Source organism: Microbacterium sp. P03 (genome assembly GCF_043556235.1).
GTDB lineage: Bacteria > Actinomycetota > Actinomycetes > Actinomycetales > Microbacteriaceae > Microbacterium.
The window spans coordinates 1,260,076-1,277,684 of sequence record NZ_JBIGIM010000001.1; the positions used below are offsets into that span (position 1 = coordinate 1,260,076).

At 69.5% G+C, this 17,609-nt stretch carries 16 protein-coding genes; 1 reads left to right on the top strand and 15 read right to left on the bottom strand.

Annotated elements, in window-relative coordinates; genetic code table 11:
- Positions 1-24: 24 nt before the first annotated feature.
- The 13 genes from ACFXOO_RS06130 to rpe form a co-directional block, all read right to left on the bottom strand.
- The gene (locus ACFXOO_RS06130) at positions 25-1,491 is read right to left on the bottom strand and encodes a glutamate synthase subunit beta (protein ID WP_378839389.1); all 1,467 of its coding nucleotides are present in this window, start codon (positions 1,489-1,491) and stop codon (positions 25-27) included.
- Positions 1,484-6,073: a glutamate synthase large subunit gene (gene gltB / locus ACFXOO_RS06135; protein ID WP_394563048.1), complete on the bottom strand. Its 4,590-nt coding sequence runs from the start codon at positions 6,071-6,073 to the stop codon at positions 1,484-1,486. Before gltB ends, ACFXOO_RS06130 begins: the two co-directional genes overlap by 8 nt.
- A gap of 53 nt (positions 6,074-6,126) precedes the next feature.
- Positions 6,127-7,113 carry a prolipoprotein diacylglyceryl transferase gene (gene lgt / locus ACFXOO_RS06140; RefSeq protein ID WP_394563050.1) on the bottom strand — a complete coding sequence of 329 codons (987 nt, stop codon included), beginning with the start codon at positions 7,111-7,113 and terminating at the stop codon, positions 6,127-6,129.
- Between the two features lie 63 nt (positions 7,114-7,176).
- The gene (trpA, locus tag ACFXOO_RS06145; protein ID WP_378839396.1) at positions 7,177-7,974 is read right to left on the bottom strand and encodes a tryptophan synthase subunit alpha; all 798 of its coding nucleotides are present in this window, start codon (positions 7,972-7,974) and stop codon (positions 7,177-7,179) included.
- Positions 7,971-9,251, bottom strand: a complete 1,281-nt coding sequence (gene trpB, locus ACFXOO_RS06150) for a tryptophan synthase subunit beta (protein WP_378839399.1) — start codon at positions 9,249-9,251, stop codon at positions 7,971-7,973. Before trpB ends, trpA begins: the two co-directional genes overlap by 4 nt.
- Before the next feature lie 109 nt (positions 9,252-9,360).
- Positions 9,361-10,137 carry an indole-3-glycerol phosphate synthase TrpC gene (gene trpC / locus ACFXOO_RS06155; protein ID WP_378839402.1) on the bottom strand — a complete coding sequence of 259 codons (777 nt, stop codon included), beginning with the start codon at positions 10,135-10,137 and terminating at the stop codon, positions 9,361-9,363.
- Positions 10,138-10,139: 2 nt separating this feature from the next.
- Entirely contained in the window at positions 10,140-10,370 is a 231-nt protein-coding gene (locus ACFXOO_RS06160) for a DUF6704 family protein (RefSeq protein WP_378839404.1), read from the bottom strand.
- 89 nt (positions 10,371-10,459) lie between these two features.
- Positions 10,460-11,065 carry a Trp biosynthesis-associated membrane protein gene (locus ACFXOO_RS06165; protein ID WP_378839407.1) on the bottom strand — a complete coding sequence of 202 codons (606 nt, stop codon included), beginning with the start codon at positions 11,063-11,065 and terminating at the stop codon, positions 10,460-10,462.
- Positions 11,062-11,427 (bottom strand): phosphoribosyl-AMP cyclohydrolase, encoded by a 366-nt coding sequence (hisI, locus tag ACFXOO_RS06170; protein ID WP_378850593.1) that lies wholly within the window; start codon positions 11,425-11,427, stop codon positions 11,062-11,064. Before hisI ends, ACFXOO_RS06165 begins: the two co-directional genes overlap by 4 nt.
- Positions 11,427-12,191, bottom strand: coding sequence for an imidazole glycerol phosphate synthase subunit HisF (gene hisF, locus ACFXOO_RS06175; protein ID WP_378839411.1), 765 nt, complete (start codon positions 12,189-12,191; stop codon positions 11,427-11,429). Before hisF ends, hisI begins: the two co-directional genes overlap by 1 nt.
- 2 nt (positions 12,192-12,193) lie before the next feature.
- Positions 12,194-13,036, bottom strand: a complete 843-nt coding sequence (hisG, locus tag ACFXOO_RS06180) for an ATP phosphoribosyltransferase (protein WP_378839502.1) — start codon at positions 13,034-13,036, stop codon at positions 12,194-12,196.
- 43 nt (positions 13,037-13,079) lie between these two features.
- A complete protein-coding gene (locus ACFXOO_RS06185; RefSeq protein WP_378839413.1) occupies positions 13,080-13,343 on the bottom strand; it encodes a phosphoribosyl-ATP diphosphatase in 264 nt (87 codons plus the stop codon).
- A gap of 60 nt (positions 13,344-13,403) precedes the next feature.
- Complete coding sequence (rpe, locus tag ACFXOO_RS06190) at positions 13,404-14,096, bottom strand: ribulose-phosphate 3-epimerase (protein WP_378850590.1); 693 nt, start codon at positions 14,094-14,096, stop codon at positions 13,404-13,406.
- Between the two features lie 20 nt (positions 14,097-14,116).
- On the opposite strand from rpe, the gene glsA reads away from it, so the two are divergent.
- A complete protein-coding gene (gene glsA, locus ACFXOO_RS06195; RefSeq protein ID WP_378850587.1) occupies positions 14,117-15,289 on the top strand; it encodes a glutaminase A in 1,173 nt (390 codons plus the stop codon).
- Between the two features lie 5 nt (positions 15,290-15,294).
- On the opposite strand, the gene ACFXOO_RS06200 is transcribed toward glsA, so the two are convergent.
- Complete coding sequence (locus tag ACFXOO_RS06200) at positions 15,295-16,665, bottom strand: RsmB/NOP family class I SAM-dependent RNA methyltransferase (RefSeq protein ID WP_378839420.1); 1,371 nt, start codon at positions 16,663-16,665, stop codon at positions 15,295-15,297.
- The gene (gene fmt / locus ACFXOO_RS06205) at positions 16,662-17,606 is read right to left on the bottom strand and encodes a methionyl-tRNA formyltransferase (protein WP_394563052.1); all 945 of its coding nucleotides are present in this window, start codon (positions 17,604-17,606) and stop codon (positions 16,662-16,664) included. The genes ACFXOO_RS06200 and fmt overlap by 4 nt, the downstream gene beginning before the upstream one ends.
- Positions 17,607-17,609: the final 3 nt, after the last annotated feature.

Sequence of the window (17,609 nt, forward strand, 5' to 3'; positions counted from 1 at the left end):
CGGGGGTGGGATTGCGCTGTCAGCCTACGCGGGCTGCAGACCGATCGCGATATCGGTGGGGGCCACGGGGCTGGGCAGCACCGTCTCGCCCATGAGGAACCGGTCGACGTGCGCGGCGGCCGCCCGGCCCTCGGCGATCGCCCAGACGATCAGCGACTGCCCACGTCCGGCGTCACCGGCCACGAACACGCCGGGCGCGGTCGTCTGGTAGTCCTCCGCACGCTCGACGTTTCCGCGGGCGGTGAACTGCGCACCGAGCTGTTCGGCGACGAACGCCTGCTCAGGCCCGGTAAAGCCCATCGCGATGAGCACGAGGTCGGCGGGGATCTCGCGCTCCGTGCCGCTGCGCGGAACGCGGCGACCGTCGACGAAGGTCGTCTCGGCGACACGCAGAGCGCGCACCTCGCCGGCCTCGTTCGCGAGGAACTCGACCGTCGACGCGAGGTACGAGCGCTCTCCGCCCTCCTCGTGGGCGGAGGCGATCTCGAAGATCTGCGGCTGCATCGGCCAGGGCTGATCCTCGGGACGCGCGGTCGGAGGCTGCTTGCCGATCGCCAGATTCGTCACGCTGATCGCACCCTGACGGTGGGATGTGCCGATGCAGTCCGCGCCGGTGTCACCCCCGCCGATCACGACGACGTGCTTTCCCTCCGCCGAGATCTGGTGCGGGACGCGGTCGCCCGCCGTCGCCTTGTTCGACTCGACGAGGAACTCCATAGCGAAGTGCACGCCCGCGAGGTCACGGCCCGGGATAGACAGCTCCCGCGGCACAGGCGCGCCCGTGGCGATGACGACGGCGTCGTAGCGCGCCCGCAGCTCATCCCACGGGATGTCGACGCCGATCTCGACGCCCGCGCGGAAGCGCGTGCCTTCGTCGCGCATCTGCCGCAGCCGCAGCTCGAGGTGGCGCTTCTCCATCTTGAAGTCGGGGATGCCGTATCGCATCAGACCGCCGATGCGGTCGTCGCGCTCGAACACCGCGACCGTGTGGCCGGCGCGCGTGAGCTGCTGGGCGGCGGCCAGCCCTGCCGGGCCAGATCCGACGACAGCCACGGTCTTGCCCGTCAGCCGCGCCGGGGGCTCGGGTTCGACCCAGCCGTTGGCGAAAGCCTCGTCGATGATCGACTGCTCGATCTGCTTGATGGTCACGGCCGGCTGATTGATGCCGAGCACGCACGAGCTCTCGCACGGTGCGGGGCAGAGGCGACCGGTGAACTCGGGGAAGTTGTTGGTCGCGTGCAGACGCTCGATTGCCGAGCGACCCTCGCCGCGCCAGGTGAGGTCGTTCCACTCGGGGATGAGGTTGCCGAGCGGGCAGCCCTGGTGGCAGAACGGGATGCCGCAGTCCATGCAGCGCCCAGCCTGACGCCGGATGACGGCCGAGTCCCCCGGCTCGTACACCTCTTTCCAGTCCAGGATGCGGACCGGAACGGGGCGCCGCGGGGGCAGCTCACGCTCGGTGTTCTTGAGGAAGCCTTTCGGGTCAGCCACCGGTCACCTCCAGGATGCGGCTCCAGACGACGTCGCCGTCGGGGTCGAGCCCCTCGTCCACGGCATTCTGACGGGTCTGCAGCACGGCTGCATAGTCGCGCGGGAGGACCCGCACGAAGTTCTTCAGTTCGTCCTCGAAGTTCTCGAGCAGGGATGCCGCGAGCTCGGACTCGGTCTCAGCGCTGTGCCGCTCGAGCAGATCACGCAGCATCTCCACATCGGCGGAGTCGAGCTCGCCCAGCACGAGCTCTCCGGTGGCGAGGGCCTCGCGGTTCACGAGTGCGGTATCGAGCCGGTAGACGTACGCGCTCCCGCCCGACATGCCGGCACCGAGATTGCGTCCGGTCGCGCCGAGGATGACGGCGAGTCCGCCCGTCATGTACTCCAACGCGTGGTCTCCTACTCCCTCCACGACGGCGGTGGCTCCGGAGTTGCGGACGAAGAACCGCTCCCCCACCACTCCGCGGAGGAACATGGTGCCCTGCGTCGCCCCGTAGCCGATGACGTTGCCGGCGATGACGTTCTCGGAAGCGTCGAAGGTCGAGTTCCGCGGTGGTCGGACGACGATCTGACCTCCGGAGAGGCCTTTGCCCACGTAGTCGTTGGAGTCGCCCTCGAGCCGAAGCGTGATGCCCGCCGGCATGAAGGCTCCGAAGGACTGACCGGCTGACCCGGTGAGGCGCACCACGATGGAGTCGGACGGCAGTCCGTTCTCGCCATGGGCACGGGTGACGCGGTTGCCGAGCATCGTCCCGACGGCGCGCGCGGTGTTGCGGATCGGCAGGTCGATCGTGACCTGGCCGCCGTGCGCGATGACATCCTGCGCCCGCTCGATCAGCTGCACGTCGAAGTGCTCATCGAGCTCGTGCAGCTGCTCGCGGAAGTTGCGTCGCGGCTCGTCCTCGGCGAAGACGGGACCCTCGAGGATCGGAGCCAGGTCGAGCCCGGCGGTCTTCCAGTGCTCGACCGCACCGTTGACGTCCAGCAGCTCGTTGTGGCCGATGGCCTCGTCGAGACTGCGGAAGCCCAGTTCGGCGAGGTACTCGCGCACCTCCGCGGCGATGAACTCCATGAAGGTCACGACGAACTCGGGCTTGCCGTTGAACCGCTCCCGCAACACGGGGTTCTGCGTGGCGACGCCGACCGGGCACGTGTCGAGGTGGCACACCCGCATCATGATGCAGCCCGAGACGACGAGCGGCGCGGTCGCGAAGCCGAACTCCTCGGCGCCCAGCAGAGCGCCGATGATGACATCCCGCCCGGTCTTGAGCTGTCCGTCGACCTGCACGACCACGCGGTCCCGCATCCCGTTGAGCATGAGTGTCTGCTGCGTCTCGGCGAGGCCGAGCTCCCACGGGGTGCCGGCGTGCTTGAGCGAGTTGAGCGGGCTCGCGCCCGTCCCCCCGTCGTGGCCGGAGACGAGGATGACGTCGCTGAGGGCCTTCGCGACGCCCGCGGCCACCGCGCCGATGCCCGACTGGCTGACGAGCTTGGTGTGCACACGCGCCAGCGGGTTCGCACGCTTGAGGTCGAAGATCAACTGCTTGAGGTCTTCGATCGAGTAGATGTCGTGGTGCGGCGGCGGCGAGATGAGCCCGACCCCGGCCGTCGCGTGTCGCGTGCGCGCGACCCACGGGTACACCTTGGTCGGCGGCAGCTGGCCGCCCTCGCCGGGCTTGGCGCCCTGGGCGAGCTTGATCTGAATGTCTTCGGCCTCGGTCAGGTAGAGGCTCGTGACACCGAAGCGCCCCGACGCGACCTGCTTGATGGCGCTCCGGCGTTCGGGATCGAGCAGCCGGTCGACATCTTCGCCGCCCTCCCCGGTGTTGGATTTCGCGCCGATCGAGTTCATCGCGATGGCGAGCGTCTCGTGCGCTTCGCGCGAGATCGAGCCGTAGCTCATCGCGCCGGTCGAGAAGCGCTTGACGATGGCCGAGACGGGCTCGACCTGGTCGATCGGGACGGGCTTGCGCACGTGGGTCTTCAAGCCGAAGAGCCCGCGCAGCGTCTTCAGCTCGTTCGCCTGGTCGTCCACGAGCTTCGTGTACTCGCGGAAGATGTCGTAGCGGCGCTCCCGCGTGGAGTGCTGGAGGCGGAACACCGTGTCGGGATTGAAGAGGTGGGGCGAGCCGTCGCGCCGCCACTGGTACTCGCCACCGGTCCACAGTCGCTCGTGAGCACGGGCTGCGGCATCCTCCGGGTAGGCGTACGCGTGACGGGCCGCGTTCTCGGATGCGATGACCTCGATACCGACGCCGCCGAGCTTGGACTCGGTGCCGGTGAAGTAGTTCTTGATGAACTCCGGCGACAGGCCGACGGCCTCGAACACCTGAGCACCCGCATAGGAAGAAACCGTGGAGATGCCCATCTTCGACATGATCTTCAACACGCCCTTGCCGAGCGCGTAGATGAGGTTCTTGACGGCCTTCTCCGGCGTGATGCCGTTGATGAAGCCCGCGCGCACGAGGTACTCGGCGGTCTCCATGGCGAGGTACGGGTTGACTGCAGAGGCCCCGTACCCGATGAGGGTCGCGACATGGTGCACTTCGCGCACGTCCCCGGCCTCGACGACCAGGCCGACCTTCATCCGTGTCTCCTCGCGGATGAGGTGGTGATGGATCGCGGCGACCATGAGGAGCGAGGGGATCGGGGCGAGGTCCTTGTTCGAGTCGCGGTCGGACAGCACGATGAACTCGGCGCCGTCCTCGATGGCCTGGTCGACTTCCGCGCACATCTGCGTGATGCGCTTCTGCATGCCCTTGTGGCCGGCCTCGACCCGGTACAGCCCGCGGATCGTCACCGAAGTGCGTCCCGGGAGGGCGGTGTCGATGTGCTGGATCTTCGCGAGCTCGTCGTTGTCGATCACCGGGAAGTCGAGGGTGACGGTGCGCGTGTGGTCGGCGCCCCACGCCAGCAGGTTGCGCTCCGGACCCAGCCCCAGCGACAGGGACGTGACGACCTCTTCGCGGATGGAGTCCAGAGGCGGATTGGTCACCTGGGCGAACTGCTGCGTGAAGTAGTCGAACAGCAGTCGGGGGCGCTGGCTGAGGATGGCGACGGGGGTGTCACTGCCCATCGCGCCCAGCGGCTCGGCGCCGTTCTGGCCCATGGGCGTGATGAGGATGCGCACTTCCTCCTCGGTGTAGCCGAAGGTGCGCTGGCGACGCGTGATGGAGGCGATCGGGTGCACGATGTGCTCGCGCTCGGGCAGGTCGGCCAGGCGGACCCGACCGGCGTCGAGCCATTCCTGCCAGGGCTCGAGCTCGGCGAGCTCGCGCTTGACCTCGTCCTCCTCGATGATGCGCTGCGCGGCAGTGTCGACGAGGAACATGCGTCCGGGGCGCAGGCGCCCCCGCCGCTTGATGCGCTCGGGCGCGAAATCCAGCACGCCCGTCTCGCTTCCGATGACGATCAGGCCGTCGGTCGTCTCCGTCCAGCGGCCGGGACGCAGTCCGTTGCGGTCGAGAGTCGCACCCACGAGCGTCCCGTCCGTGAAGATGAGAGCGGCGGGGCCGTCCCACGGCTCCATCTGAATGGAGTGGTAGTCGTAGAAGGCACGCAGCTTCGGGTCGATGTCGGCCTGCTTCTCGTAGGCCTCCGGCACCATCATCATGACCGCGTGCGGCAGGCTGCGTCCGGTGAGGGTCAACAGCTCGAGCACCTCGTCGAACGACGCGGAGTCGCTGGAACCCGGCGTGCAGATCGGCAGCAGCGGGCGGATGTCGCCCACGAGCTCGGACTCGAGCTGCGACTGCCGGGCACGCATCCAGTTGCGGTTGCCGTTGACCGTGTTGATCTCGCCGTTGTGCGCCAGCATGCGCAGCGGCTGGGCCAGCGGCCACGAGGGGAACGTGTTCGTCGAGTAGCGCGAGTGCACGACGGCGAGTTCGGAAGCGAAGCGCTCGTCCTGGAGGTCGGGGTAGAACGGCTCGAGCTGGAGCGTGGTGACCATGCCCTTGTAGCCGATCGTGCGCGACGACAGGGAGACGAAGTAGGCGCCTGCCTCGCGACGAGCGCGCTTGCGCAGCCGGTACACGCGCCGGTCCAGCTCGATCCCCGAGAGAGCGGGGTAGTCGCCCACACCGGGGCGCGAGACGAAGAGCTGCTCGAACGCGGGCTGTGCGGCCCGGGCCAGCTTGCCGAGGTGGTCGGGTGCCGTCGGCACCGTGCGCCATCCGAGGACGACGAGGCCCTCGGATGCCGCGATCCTCTCGATTCCGGCTTTCTGCGTTTCGCGCTCCTCGTCGTCGAGAGGCAGGAACGCCATGCCGGCGGCGTACTCGCCGACAGCAGGGAGATCGAAGTCGACGACGGCGCGGAGGAACGCGTCCGGCATCTGGGTGAGGATGCCCGCACCGTCGCCGGTGCCCGCGTCGGAACCGATCGCCCCGCGGTGCTCGAGGTTCCTCAGCGCGGTCAACGCCAGGTCGATGATGTCGTGGCCCGCCTCGCCGCGGAGCGTGGCCACCATGGCCAGACCGCAGGCGTCCTTCTCGAACGCCGGGTTGTACATGCCCTGCTTCGGGGGGAATTCCTCCCGAGGGCGAAGGGCGTCGGTGCTGTGGCTGAGGCTCGAAGCCATACCAACCGTCCTCACATTGTTGCTTGAGATGGGACGACGTCGGCCCGGCTGCGTTACTTCGTGGCGGGAGTGCTTGTGGCGGTGCCTTCGGTGATCTCGGCTGCGGGCGGCTCGCTCACATCGACGAAATCATTGCTGTTCTGCGAGTGTACCGCGCCCGGTGCGGACCACTGCCGTCCGGGAACATAGGGCGAAGGCTCGAATCCGGGATGCCTGCGCTTCTGCACGAAGAAGATCACGATGCCGAGGACGACGGCGAGAATCGCGGCCCACACGTTGGTGCGAAGCCCCAGGTAGATCTCGCTCGGATCGATGCGGATCGACTCCCACACGATGCGTCCGGCGCCGTACCAGATCAGATAGATGGCCAGCGTCCTGCCCCACTGCAACTGGAATGTGCGGCCCGCCCAGATGATGACGGCGGCTCCGATGAGGTTCCAGATGACCTCGTACAGGAAGGTCGGATGGAAGAGGGTGTCCGGCGCGAGCCCCGGGGGGAACGCCGGGTTGTCACTGTCGATCTGGAGCCCCCAGGGGAGGTCCGTGGGGAGGCCGAACAGCTCCTGGTTGAACCAGTTGCCGAAGCGGCCCGCGGCCTGCGCGATGATCAGACCTGGCGCCAAAGCATCGGCGAATGTCCAGAATCGGATGCCCGTCCAGCGGCAGCCGAGCCATGCGCCGATCGCACCGCCGATGAGGGCGCCGAAGATCGCGATGCCGCCCTCCCAGATGTACAGGACAGCCCACGGGTTCGTGCCCGGCCCGAAGTAGAAGCCCGGATGCGTCAGCACGTGGAAGATGCGTGCGCCGATGATGCCGAGGGGTACGGCCAGGAGGGCGATGTCGATGACGACCCAGGGCTCGGCACCGCGCTTGGTGAGCCGGTGGTTGGTGAGGAACACGGCGATGATGATGCCCGCGATGATGCAGAGGGCGTAGAAGTGGATCCGCAGCGGTCCGACGTCGATGTAGCTGACGGACGGGCTGGGGATGCTCGCGAACACGCCCTGGGCGAGCAGGCTCGGTGCGGCAATCGTCATGAATCGTCCTCGGTGCGGTGGGGCCGTGTGAAGGCGGCCGGCGTCGCGCCGGCCTAGGGAAGTCTAGTTCGACACACCCGCGCGGGTTCCCACGGCCAGGGCGCGCGTCGTCGCGGCCAGTTCGTCCAGCCCGCCGTCGCGAAGGGCGCGCACCAGGGCTGTGCCCACGATGGCGCCGTCGGCGTACTCGAGGACGCCGGAGACCTGATCGGCGTTCGAGATGCCGATTCCGACGCACGCGTGCGCCACCCCGCGCTCGCGGAGGCGCGCGACGAGGGTGCGGGCCGCGGCATCCAATTCGGTCCTCTCGCCCGTGATGCCCATCGTCGAGACCGTGTAGACGAAGCCCGTCGAGTTCTTCACCACGAGGTCGAGACGCTCGTCCGTCGAGGTGGGAGCAGCCAGGAACACGCGATCGAGCCCTGTCCGCTCGCTGGCCGCGATCCAGTCGGCCGCGGACTCGGGGGTGATGTCGGGCGTGATCAGTCCGGCGCCCCCCGCGGCGAGGAGGTCGTCGGCGTATCGATCGACGCCGTACTGCATGACCGGGTTCCAGTACGTCATGACGAGCACCGGCACCTGCACACGCGCGGTGATCTCGCGCACGGCGACGAACAGGTCGCGCAGTCGGAAACCCGCCGCGAGCGCGGCCTGGGTCGCCTCTTGGATGACGACCCCGTCCATCACGGGGTCGGAGTACGGCGGGCCGAGCTCGAGGATGTCGGCGCCGTTCTCGGCCAGCGTGACGGCCGCGTCGATGCTGGCCTGCAGATCGGGGAACCCCACCGGGAGGTAGCCGACGAGGACGCCCCGGCCCTCGGCCTTCGCGGCATCGATCGCTGCCGAGACGCGTGAGCTCACAGCTCCACTCCCTCGCCCGAGGCGGCGTCGTCCGCGGGAGGCACGGCGACCGGCGGGCCCTCCTTCAGCGCCTCGGCGTCGTAGAGGTCGAAGTAGCGGGCGGCCGTGTCCATGTCCTTGTCGCCGCGCCCGGACAGGCAGACGGCGATGACGGCGTCGGGACCCAGCTCGCGCCCGATGCGCAGCGCTCCTGCGAGCGCATGCGCGGACTCGATCGCGGGGATGATGCCTTCGGTGCGCGAGAGCAGTCGAAGTGCCTGCATCGCTTCGTCGTCGGTCGCGGGGATGTACTCCGCCCGCCCGATCGCGGAGAGCCAGGAGTGCTCCGGTCCCACACCGGGATAGTCCAGTCCGGCGGAGATGGAGTGCGATTCGACCGTCTGGCCGTCCTCATCCTGGAGGACGAAGGTCTTCGCGCCGTGCAGGATGCCGGGGCGTCCGCGCTCGATGGATGCCGCGTGCTTTTCCGTGTCGACGCCGTCGCCCGCCGCCTCGACGCCGTACAGCTTGACGTCTGCGTCGTCGAGGAAGGCGTCGAACATCCCGATCGCGTTGGAGCCCCCTCCGACACACGCCATCACCACGTCGGGCAGCCGACCGGCCACCTCGAGCAGCTGTGCGCGGGCTTCTTCGCCGATGATCTTCTGGAAGTCGCGCACCATCGCGGGGAACGGGTGCGGACCGGCCGCGGTACCGAAGATGTAGTTGGTCGTCTCGACGCTCGAGACCCAGTCACGATAGGCCTCGTTGATCGCATCCTTCAGAGTGCGCGAACCTGTCGTCACCGGGATGACCTCCGCGCCGAGCAGACGCATGCGAGCGACGTTCAGAGCCTGTCGCTCGGTGTCGACCTCGCCCATGTAGACCTTGCACTCGAGACCGAACAGCGCGGCCGCCGTGGCCGTGGCGACACCGTGCTGGCCCGCGCCGGTTTCGGCGATCACCCGGGTCTTGCCGAGGCGCTTGGTGAGCAGGGCCTGCCCGAGCACGTTGTTGATCTTGTGCGACCCCGTGTGGTTGAGGTCCTCGCGCTTGAGGAAGACCCGTGCGCCCCCGGCGTGCTCGGCGAACCGCGCCACCTCGGTGATCGCCGACGGGCGACCCGCGTAGGTGTGCAGCAGGTGCGCGAGCTCCGCCTGGAACAGGGGGTCGACGATCGCCTCTTCGTAGACCGCCGTCAGCTCGTCGATCGCGGCGATCAGCGACTCGGGCATGTAACGGCCGCCGAATTCCCCGAAGTACGGTCCGGGCGCGTCGCGCAGGCTGGTGATCGTCATGGTGGAGCTCCCTCGATGTCGGCCCTTCGAGTCTATTCCGCCGAGAACGGGGCGGTCCGGCCAGGTGCATGCCGCTCACGCACGGCGTCGCCGGTTCGCGAGGACGTCGTCAGACGTGGTGACCGAGGAAGGAGCGCAGCGTGCGCACCGGGTCACCCGTGACCAGTGCCTCACCGACGAGCACGACGTCGGCACCCGCGGCGCGGTAGTGCGCGACGTCCTCGGGAACGAGCACCGCGGATTCCGCGATCTTGACGACGCCGGCGGGAATCAGGTCTGCGAGCCGGCCGAACAGGTCGCGGTCGAGCTCGAACGTCGACAGGTTGCGCGCATTCACGCCCACGAGCGACGCGCCGAGGTCGTTCGCGCGCGCGATCTCCTCCGCGGAGTGCGTCTCGACGAGCGGTGTCATGCCGAGCTCGAGCACGAGGGCGTGAAGTTCCGCGAGCACGGGCTGCTCCAGCGCCGCCACGATGAGCAGCACGAGGTCCGCGCCCGACGCGCGCGCTTCCAGCACCTGGTACGGCGTCGCGATGAAGTCCTTGCGCAGCACCGGCAGCGACACCGCGCCCTTCACGGCTTCGAGATCGGCGAGGCTGCCCTTGAACCTGCGCCCCTCGGTCAGCACCGAGATGACGGACGCGCCGCCCTGTTCGTACAGCGTCGCCTGCAGGGCGGGGTCGGGAATGGCGGCGAGGTCGCCGCGCGACGGGCTGGCACGCTTGACCTCGGCGATCACCTTCACGCGGTCGGCCGGCGCCAGTGCCGCAAGGGCGTCGCGCGCGGGTTCCCGCGCGAGGGCGAGCTTCTCGACCGCGGCGAGAGGACGATCATGCGCACGCTGCTGCGCATCCTCGACGGCACCGGCCGTGAGGTCGGCCAGCATGCTCAATGCGCTGCGGGGTTCGACTTCGCGCCGCCGACGCCGTAGCCGGCGCGCTTCATCACCCATCCGACGATGAGGCCGATGACGACGATCGCGACAGAGGCCCAGACCAGCCATACCACTTCGAAGAAGAATGCCGCCGTGCCGATCGCCAGACCGACGAGCATGATGACCACAGCCGTCCAGGCAGCCGGAGAGTGTCCGTGACCGAGGTCGCCGTCTGCGTTGCTCATGGTTCTCCTTCGGGATGTTCGTGTAGCGGCCGCGGCGAGGAGCGGCCGTTCCAGTCTAGCGGGGACGGCCCGGCGATCCTGGCGTCGCCTCAGCTTGTCGGATCGTCTCCGCGCGACAGATCGTCCCACGAGTCGATGGCGTCGCGAGGGCGGGATGCCGCGGCATCCGCGTTCTCGACGTCCGTGCGATATCGCCGACCCGTGCCACGCCAGCGGTGCGCCGTCACCAGAGTGAACACCCCCGCCGCCGCGAGGAGAAGCCACAGGACGAGGGTGATGGCGGGCCAGGGCGTGCTCGAGGTGGAGACCACCAGGCCGGCCACCGCATCCTGCCCGCTGATCCCGGTCGCCTCGGTGACGGTGGCCGCGACGGCGGCGGTCGGCAGCGTGAACGCGACGACCGTGGTCAGCCAGCCCAGCAGCAACGCGATGGCCACGGTGAGCGCACCGAACACGAAGCGCATGACCGTTCCCACGATCGACAGGGCCGCGCCCAGCGCCAGGACGGCGAGGCTCAGCGGTGCGAGCACGGGCACGGCCGCAGCCCCCGCGACGGTCAGATCCTGGACGGCGCCGTCGGAGAGGGTCACCACGAGCCAGGTCTGAGTCGACGAGATCACACCCATCGCGCCGACGAGGACGATCGCGACGACGGACATCATCCGTGCGCGGGCGAGCATCGCCGAACCGGTCATCCGGCGGTACCGACGACCGCGTGCAGATCGCCACCGGCCTCGAAGCACGTTCGCGTCCCGGTGTGACACGCGGCACCCACCTGCTCCACCTCGACGAGGATCGCGTCGCCGTCGCAGTCCAGGTGTGCGCGACGGACGATCTGGATGTGGCCGGACGTGTCGCCCTTGCGCCAGTATTCCTGCCGCGACCGCGACCAGAAGGTGACCCGCCCCGTCGTCAGCGTGCGGCGCAGGGCTTCGGCGTCCATCCAGCCGAGCATCAGCACTTCACGTGTGTCCCACTGCTGGATGACGGCTGCGGCGAGCCCTGTGCTGTCGAACGCGACGCGCGCGATGCGCTCGTCGACCGTCTCGTCGCCCATCAGCGCACCTCGATGCCGTCGGACACCATCGCGGACTTGACATCGCCGACGGTGAGCTGACCGGAGTGGAACACGCTGGCCGCGAGGACCGCGTCGGCGCCCGCGTGGATCGCCGGCCCGAAATCCTCCGCCGCGCCGGCGCCACCGGACGCGATCACCGGGACGCTCGCGACCTCGCGCATCAGGGCGACCAGTTCGAGGTCGAACCCCGCTTTGGTCCCGTCGGCGTCGATCGAGTTGACCAGCAGCTCGCCCACGCCGCGCTCCACGGCTTCGCGCGCCCACTCGAGTGCGTCGAGGGTGGTCTCGGTGCGGCCGCCGTGGGTGGTCACCACGAACCCCGAGCGAGTGCTCGCCGCGGACCGCTTGACGTCGAGCGACAGGACGAGCACCTGGGCGCCGAACCGGTCGGCGATCTCGTCGATGAGCGCGGGTCGGGCGATCGCGGCGGAGTTCACACCGACCTTGTCCGCGCCCACCCCGAGCAGCCGTGCCACGTCTTCGGCGGAGCGCACTCCCCCGCCGACGGTCAGCGGGATGAACACCTCCTCGGCCGTGCGTCGGACGACATCGTAGGTCGTCGCGCGTTCGTCGACGGTGGCGGTCACGTCGAGGAAGGTGAGTTCGTCTGCGCCCTGCGAGAAGTACATCCGCGCGAGTTCGACGGGGTCGCCCATGTCGCGCAGATTCGCGAAGTTCACGCCCTTCACCACCCGACCGTCGGCGACGTCGAGGCAGGGGATCACGCGGCAGACGAGCGCCATCGCTAGAGCCTCGCGTTGTGAATGGCTGTGACGAGGATCGCGCGCGCGCCGATCGCGTACAGGGCGTCCATCACCTGGTTGACGCCCTTGCGGGGAGTCATGACCCGGACCGCGACCCAGTGCGGATCGCGCAGCGGTGAGATCGTGGGCGACTCGATGCCGGGCGCGATCTGCACCGCCTCCTCGACGAGATCCGCCGGGAGGTCGTAGTCCACGAGCACGTATCGACGAGCGACCAGAACGCCGCGGAGGCGCCGCAGCAGGGTGTCCACGCCATCGGCCTTGGTCGGGGATTGGATCAGCACCGCCTCGGACTCCAGCAGCACGGGACCGAAGATCTCGAGCCCTGCCTGACGCAGCGTGGTGCCGGTCGAGACCACGTCGGCGACCGCGTCCGCGACGCCCAGTTGAACGGCCGACTCCACGGCGCCGTCCAGCGGAACGAGATCGACCGCGATGCCGTGCTCGTCGAGGTAGGCGTCCACGAGTCCGGGGTAGGCCGTGGCGACGCGCAAACCCTCCAGATCGCGGAGTTCCTGAAAACGTCCGGGAGGCCCCGCGAAGCGGAACGTCGAGCCGCCGAAGCCGAGCGCATCGATCTCGGTCGCCCCGGGCATCCGCGCGTCCAGCAGCAGGTCGCGACCCGTGATCCCGATGTCGAGGGCACCCGACCCCACGTAGGTCGCGATGTCCTTGGGTCGGAGATAGAAGAACTCGACGTCGTTGACCGGGTCTATGGTGTGGAGGTCTTTGGGATCTCGACGACCGATGTAGCCCGCTTCGGCGAGCAGTTCGGCGGCGGTCTCCGCGAGCGAGCCCTTGTTGGGCACGGCGATACGCAGCATGTCGGGGTGGCTTTCGATGCGGTGGCGGATGGGCGGGGCGCGCTCACAGATGTCGGTAGACATCCTCCAGGGTGAGGCCCTTCGCGACCATCATGACCTGGAGGTGGTACAGCAGCTGCGAGATCTCCTCGGCCGCGGCATCCGTCGACTCGTACTCGGCGGCCATCCACACCTCGGCGGCCTCCTCGACGATCTTCTTGCCGATCGCGTGCACGCCCGCATCGAGCTGAGCGACCGTGCCCGAGCCCTCGGGTCGCTCCACCGCGGTGGCGGTGAGCTCAGCGAACAGCCCGTCGAACGTCTTCACCCTTCCAGCGTAGCGAATGCGCGGCGAGGGCCGGCCCAAGCCGTCCGGCAGTCGATCGTCCTAGTGGCGATGACGCGCCGCGCTGGAGCGGAGCATCGTGATCGCCGCGTCGGGCGATTCCGCCCCGAAGACGGCGGAGCCCGCCACGAAGGTGTCGGCACCGGCCTCAGCCGCCTGCGCGATCGTGGACTCGCTGATACCGCCGTCGACCTGCAGCCAGACGGCCGATCCCCGACGTCGTGCTTCTGCCGCGAGCGCCGAGAGCTTCGGCATGGTCTCGGGCATGAACGACTGGCCGCCGAAACCGGGCTCGACGGTCATCACCAGCACCTGATCGAACTCGTCCAGCACCTCGAAGAGGCTCTCGACGGGGGTTCCGGGCTTGACCGCCACGCCGGCGCGCGCGCCGAGGGAGCGCAGCCGACGGGCGAGGGTGATCGGCTCGGCAGAAGCCTCGAGATGGAAGGTGACGGATGCCGCGCCCAGCTCGGCGTACCCGGGAGCCCACCGCTCGGGCTCGTCGATCATGAGGTGCACATCGAGCGGGATCGGGCTCGTCGCCTGGATACGCTCCACCATCTGCGGACCGAAGGTGAGATTGGGCACGAAGTGGTTGTCCATCACGTCGACATGCACGTAGTCGGCGGTGGCGATGCGCGCCAGATCGGCCTGCATGTTGACGAAGTCGGCCGCGAGAACACTCGGGTTGATGCGGATGTCGCGAGACTCGCCGGCGGCGTCGGTGGGGGGCACCCGTCCATTATGGTCGAGCCGTGGACCCCATTCCGCAGATGCTCGAGGGCGTGCTCGACGATGTGCGCCCCGACGATTCGGGCGCCCTCGCCGGGTACATCCCCGAGCTGGCGGCGGCCGACCCGTCTCCGCTGGCCCTGGCGGCGGTGGGTCCTCGAGGGCGCGTCTACACGGCGGGAGACGACCACGTCGAGTTCACGATCCAGTCCATCTCCAAGCCCTTCGTCCTGGCTCTGGCGCTCCGTGAGCTGGGACGCGAGCGCGTGTTCGCCTCGGTCGGCGTAGAACCGAGCGGCGAGCCGTTCAATGCGATCAGTCTCGAGGAGGGGACGGGACGCGCGGCGAACCCCCTCGTGAACGCCGGCGCGATCGCGACCACGTCGCTCATTCCCGGAACGGGCTTCGAGGAGCGCACCGCGCGGATCGTCGACGTGCTCTCGGAATTCGCCGGTCGGTCGCTCTGGGTGGACGAGGCTGTGTACACATCGGAGTCGCGCACGGGCCACCGCAATCGCGCGCTGGCCCATCTGATGCGCTCGTACGGCAGCCTCGGCGGCGACGTCGACGACGCCGTAGAGAGCTACTTCCGCCAATGCGCGGTGCTGGTGACGGTCCGCGACCTCGCGGTGATGGCGGGGACGCTGGCATTCGGCGGAGTGAACCCCACCACAGGTGCGCGGGTCGTCTCGGAGCGCACGGCCCGCGACGTCGTATCGATCATGGCCAGCTGCGGCATGTACGACTTCTCGGGCGAGTGGCTGCTCCGCGTCGGCCTGCCCGCCAAGAGCGGGGTGAGCGGCGGGATTCTCGCGGTGGCCCCGTCGCAATACGGCGTGGGGGTCTTCAGCCCCCGCCTGGACGAACACGGCAACAGCGTGCGTTCATCGTCGGTCCTGCAGCGCCTGTCGGAGGATTTCGGCATGCATCTGCTGGAGCCGCACGAGAGCATCTCGGAGCCGGGCATCGCCGTCGACCGCAGCGGCCGTGCCGCGACGGTCCGGCTCGCCGGCGAGCTCGGTCTGGCCGGCGCGGAGCGTGTGCTCTCGGTGCTGGCGGAGGTGGTCGACGGCTTGCCGCACGACGGGACCGTGACCCTCGATGCGCGGAGCGTCGCGCGGGCGCACCCGGCTGCCCTGTCGGCCCTGGAGGGCGTGGTGGGCGGCGACCCGACACGTCTCCGCCTCCAGCGCTGACGCCGTCAGCGTCGGCGCAGCAGGGAGATGAACATCGCATCGGTGCCGTGCCGGTGCGGCCACAGCTGTGCGCGCCCGGAGCCGTCGGCGGGCGCGGGCAGGTCGAGCGGAGATGATGCGATGGACTGCAGAACCGCGCGCGCATCCAGCTCCTCGATCTGGTCGCCCCAGTCGCGGCGCACTTCGGCGACCACGCCGGCCGTCTCGGCCAGATGCGGCGAACACGTGACGTACGCCACGATGCCGTCGGGTCGGAGCGCGGAGATGGCCGCGGTCAGCAGGCCGCGCTGCAGTTCGGTGAGGCCGGGGATATCAGCCGGCGTCTTGCGCCACCGTGCTTCGGGTCGCCGTCTCAGGGCTCCGAGTCCGGTGCACGGCGCATCGACGAGGATGCGGTCGTAGGCACCCGGGGCGGCCTCGGCGCGTGCGCGACCGTCTTCCTCGGACACCGGGATGTCCATCGGCACGGACGCGATCGCGCGGCGCACGAGTCCGGCGCGCGCCGGAGAGATCTCGTTGGCCTCGAGGTGCGCGCCGAGCCGCAGCGCCTCCGCCCCGAGCATCGCGGCCTTGCCACCCGGACCCGCACACAGATCCAGCCACCGCTCGCCCGGGCGCACCTCACGTGCTTCCGAGAGCGCGAGCGCCGCCAGCTGCGATCCTTCGTCCTGAACACGGATCCGTCCGTCCGACGCGGTGACGATCGCCTCGGGGTCGCCTCCCCCGAGGAGGAATCCGAAGGGCGAGTACGGCGTGGGGCGGGCGTCCGCCGGGATCGCCGCCAATCCGGGCAGGGCTGTCATCGTCACGCGCGGCGATGCGTTGTCGGCGGCGAGCAGGTCTTCGAGTTCGTCGGCGCGTCCTTCGGCCGCGAGGGCGCGGCGGAACGCGCGGACCACCCACACCGGGTGCGAGAACACGAGTCCCAGGCGCTCGTCATCCGATCGTGCCGACTGCTCGACGCGGGTCATCCACTCCCCCGGCGTGTCGCGCGACACCCGCCGCAGCACGGCGTTCGTGAACCCCGCCGCTCCCCTGCTGCCGTCCTGCCGGGCGAGTTCGACCGACTCGTTGACCGCCGCGTGCGAGGCGACGCGCGTGGAGAGCAGCTGGTGCACACCCAGTCGCAGGGCATCGAGGACCACCGGATCGATGTCGGCGGCCTCGCGGTTCGCGGCGATCGCGATCACGGCGTCGTACGTGCCCTCGCGGCGCAGGGTGCCGTACGTGAGCTCGGTCGCGAGCGCGGCGTCGGCCGTGTCGAGACCTGCGCGACCGATCGCCTTCGGGAGGAGCAGGTTCGCGTAGGCGTCGGACTCGTGCACCGCGCGCAGAGTGTCGTAGGCGACGCGCCGTGCCGGCTGCACCGCACTCATGAACCCACCACCGCGGCACCACGCAGGCCGCGTCGCCAGTCCGCGGCGCCCATCGCGCCCTTGCCCGCCGGTTGGACCACGTCGACCACGACCGGTCGCGTCCCCGTGCCGATGAGGACGGATGCTCCGCGGACACGCACCTCGCCCGGCGTGAGGGGCTCGTCCTCCGCGCCGTCCTCGGGAGCGGCATCCGTCGCCGCCGCCCGCGCCGCGAGGATCTTCACCCGCGCGCCGTCGACGGTCGTGTGCGCGCCGGGCTCGGGGGTGGCGCCGTGGATGCGGGCGAGGACGCGCTCCGACGGGTCGTCCCATGCCACGAGTCCGTCCTCTGCGCTCAGCTTGGGGGCGTACGTCGGCTCGCCGGTCTGCGGCACGGCGGTGGCCGTGCCCGCGGCGATCCCGTCGACGACGCTCAGCAGCAGCTTCGCGCCCTGCGCCGAAAGGGCCTCGAGCACGTCGCCGCTGGTGGAATCGGGAGGGATGTCATAGACCTCCTCGGCGAAGACATCACCGGCGTCGAGCTCGGCGACGAGCTGGAACACGCTTGCCCCGGTGCGGCGGTCGCCCGCGAGGAGCGCACGCTGTACCGGCGCCGCGCCGCGCCACCGGGGCAGCAGCGAGAAGTGCAGATTGATCCACCCGTGCGTCGGAGCGCTCAACAGCGGTTCGCGCACCAGCCCGCCGTAGGCGACGATGACCCCCAGATCGGGGGTGAGCTCCGCCAGCGAGGCGGTGGCTGCGGCATCCAGCCGATCGGTCTTGACGACGGGCAGCGACAGATCGGCGGCATCCCGGGCGACCGCGGACGGTGTCAGAACACGCTTGCGTCCGATCGGTGCATCGCGCCGGGTGACGACGGCCACGAGGTCGTGAGCGGATGCCGCGAGCGTACGGAGCGACGGGACGGCGGCATCGGGCGTGCCGGCGAAGACGAGGCGCATGGG

Excerpts from the sequence above, each read along its gene's own strand:
- gltB (WP_394563048.1), bottom strand. The coding sequence starts at position 6,073 with ATGGCTTCGAGCCTCAGCCACAGCACCGACGCCCTTCGCCCTCGGGAG.
- lgt (WP_394563050.1), bottom strand. The coding sequence starts at position 7,113 with ATGACGATTGCCGCACCGAGCCTGCTCGCCCAGGGCGTGTTCGCGAGC.
- trpB (WP_378839399.1), bottom strand. The coding sequence starts at position 9,251 with ATGACGATCACCAGCCTGCGCGACGCGCCCGGACCGTACTTCGGGGAA.
- trpC (WP_378839402.1), bottom strand. The coding sequence starts at position 10,137 with ATGCTGGCCGACCTCACGGCCGGTGCCGTCGAGGATGCGCAGCAGCGT.
- ACFXOO_RS06160 (WP_378839404.1), bottom strand. The coding sequence starts at position 10,370 with ATGAGCAACGCAGACGGCGACCTCGGTCACGGACACTCTCCGGCTGCC.
- ACFXOO_RS06165 (WP_378839407.1), bottom strand. The coding sequence starts at position 11,065 with ATGACCGGTTCGGCGATGCTCGCCCGCGCACGGATGATGTCCGTCGTC.
- hisI (WP_378850593.1), bottom strand. The coding sequence starts at position 11,427 with ATGGGCGACGAGACGGTCGACGAGCGCATCGCGCGCGTCGCGTTCGAC.
- hisF (WP_378839411.1), bottom strand. The coding sequence starts at position 12,191 with ATGGCGCTCGTCTGCCGCGTGATCCCCTGCCTCGACGTCGCCGACGGT.
- hisG (WP_378839502.1), bottom strand. The coding sequence starts at position 13,036 with ATGCTGCGTATCGCCGTGCCCAACAAGGGCTCGCTCGCGGAGACCGCC.
- ACFXOO_RS06200 (WP_378839420.1), bottom strand. The coding sequence starts at position 16,665 with ATGAGTGCGGTGCAGCCGGCACGGCGCGTCGCCTACGACACTCTGCGC.
- fmt (WP_394563052.1), bottom strand. The coding sequence starts at position 17,606 with ATGCGCCTCGTCTTCGCCGGCACGCCCGATGCCGCCGTCCCGTCGCTC.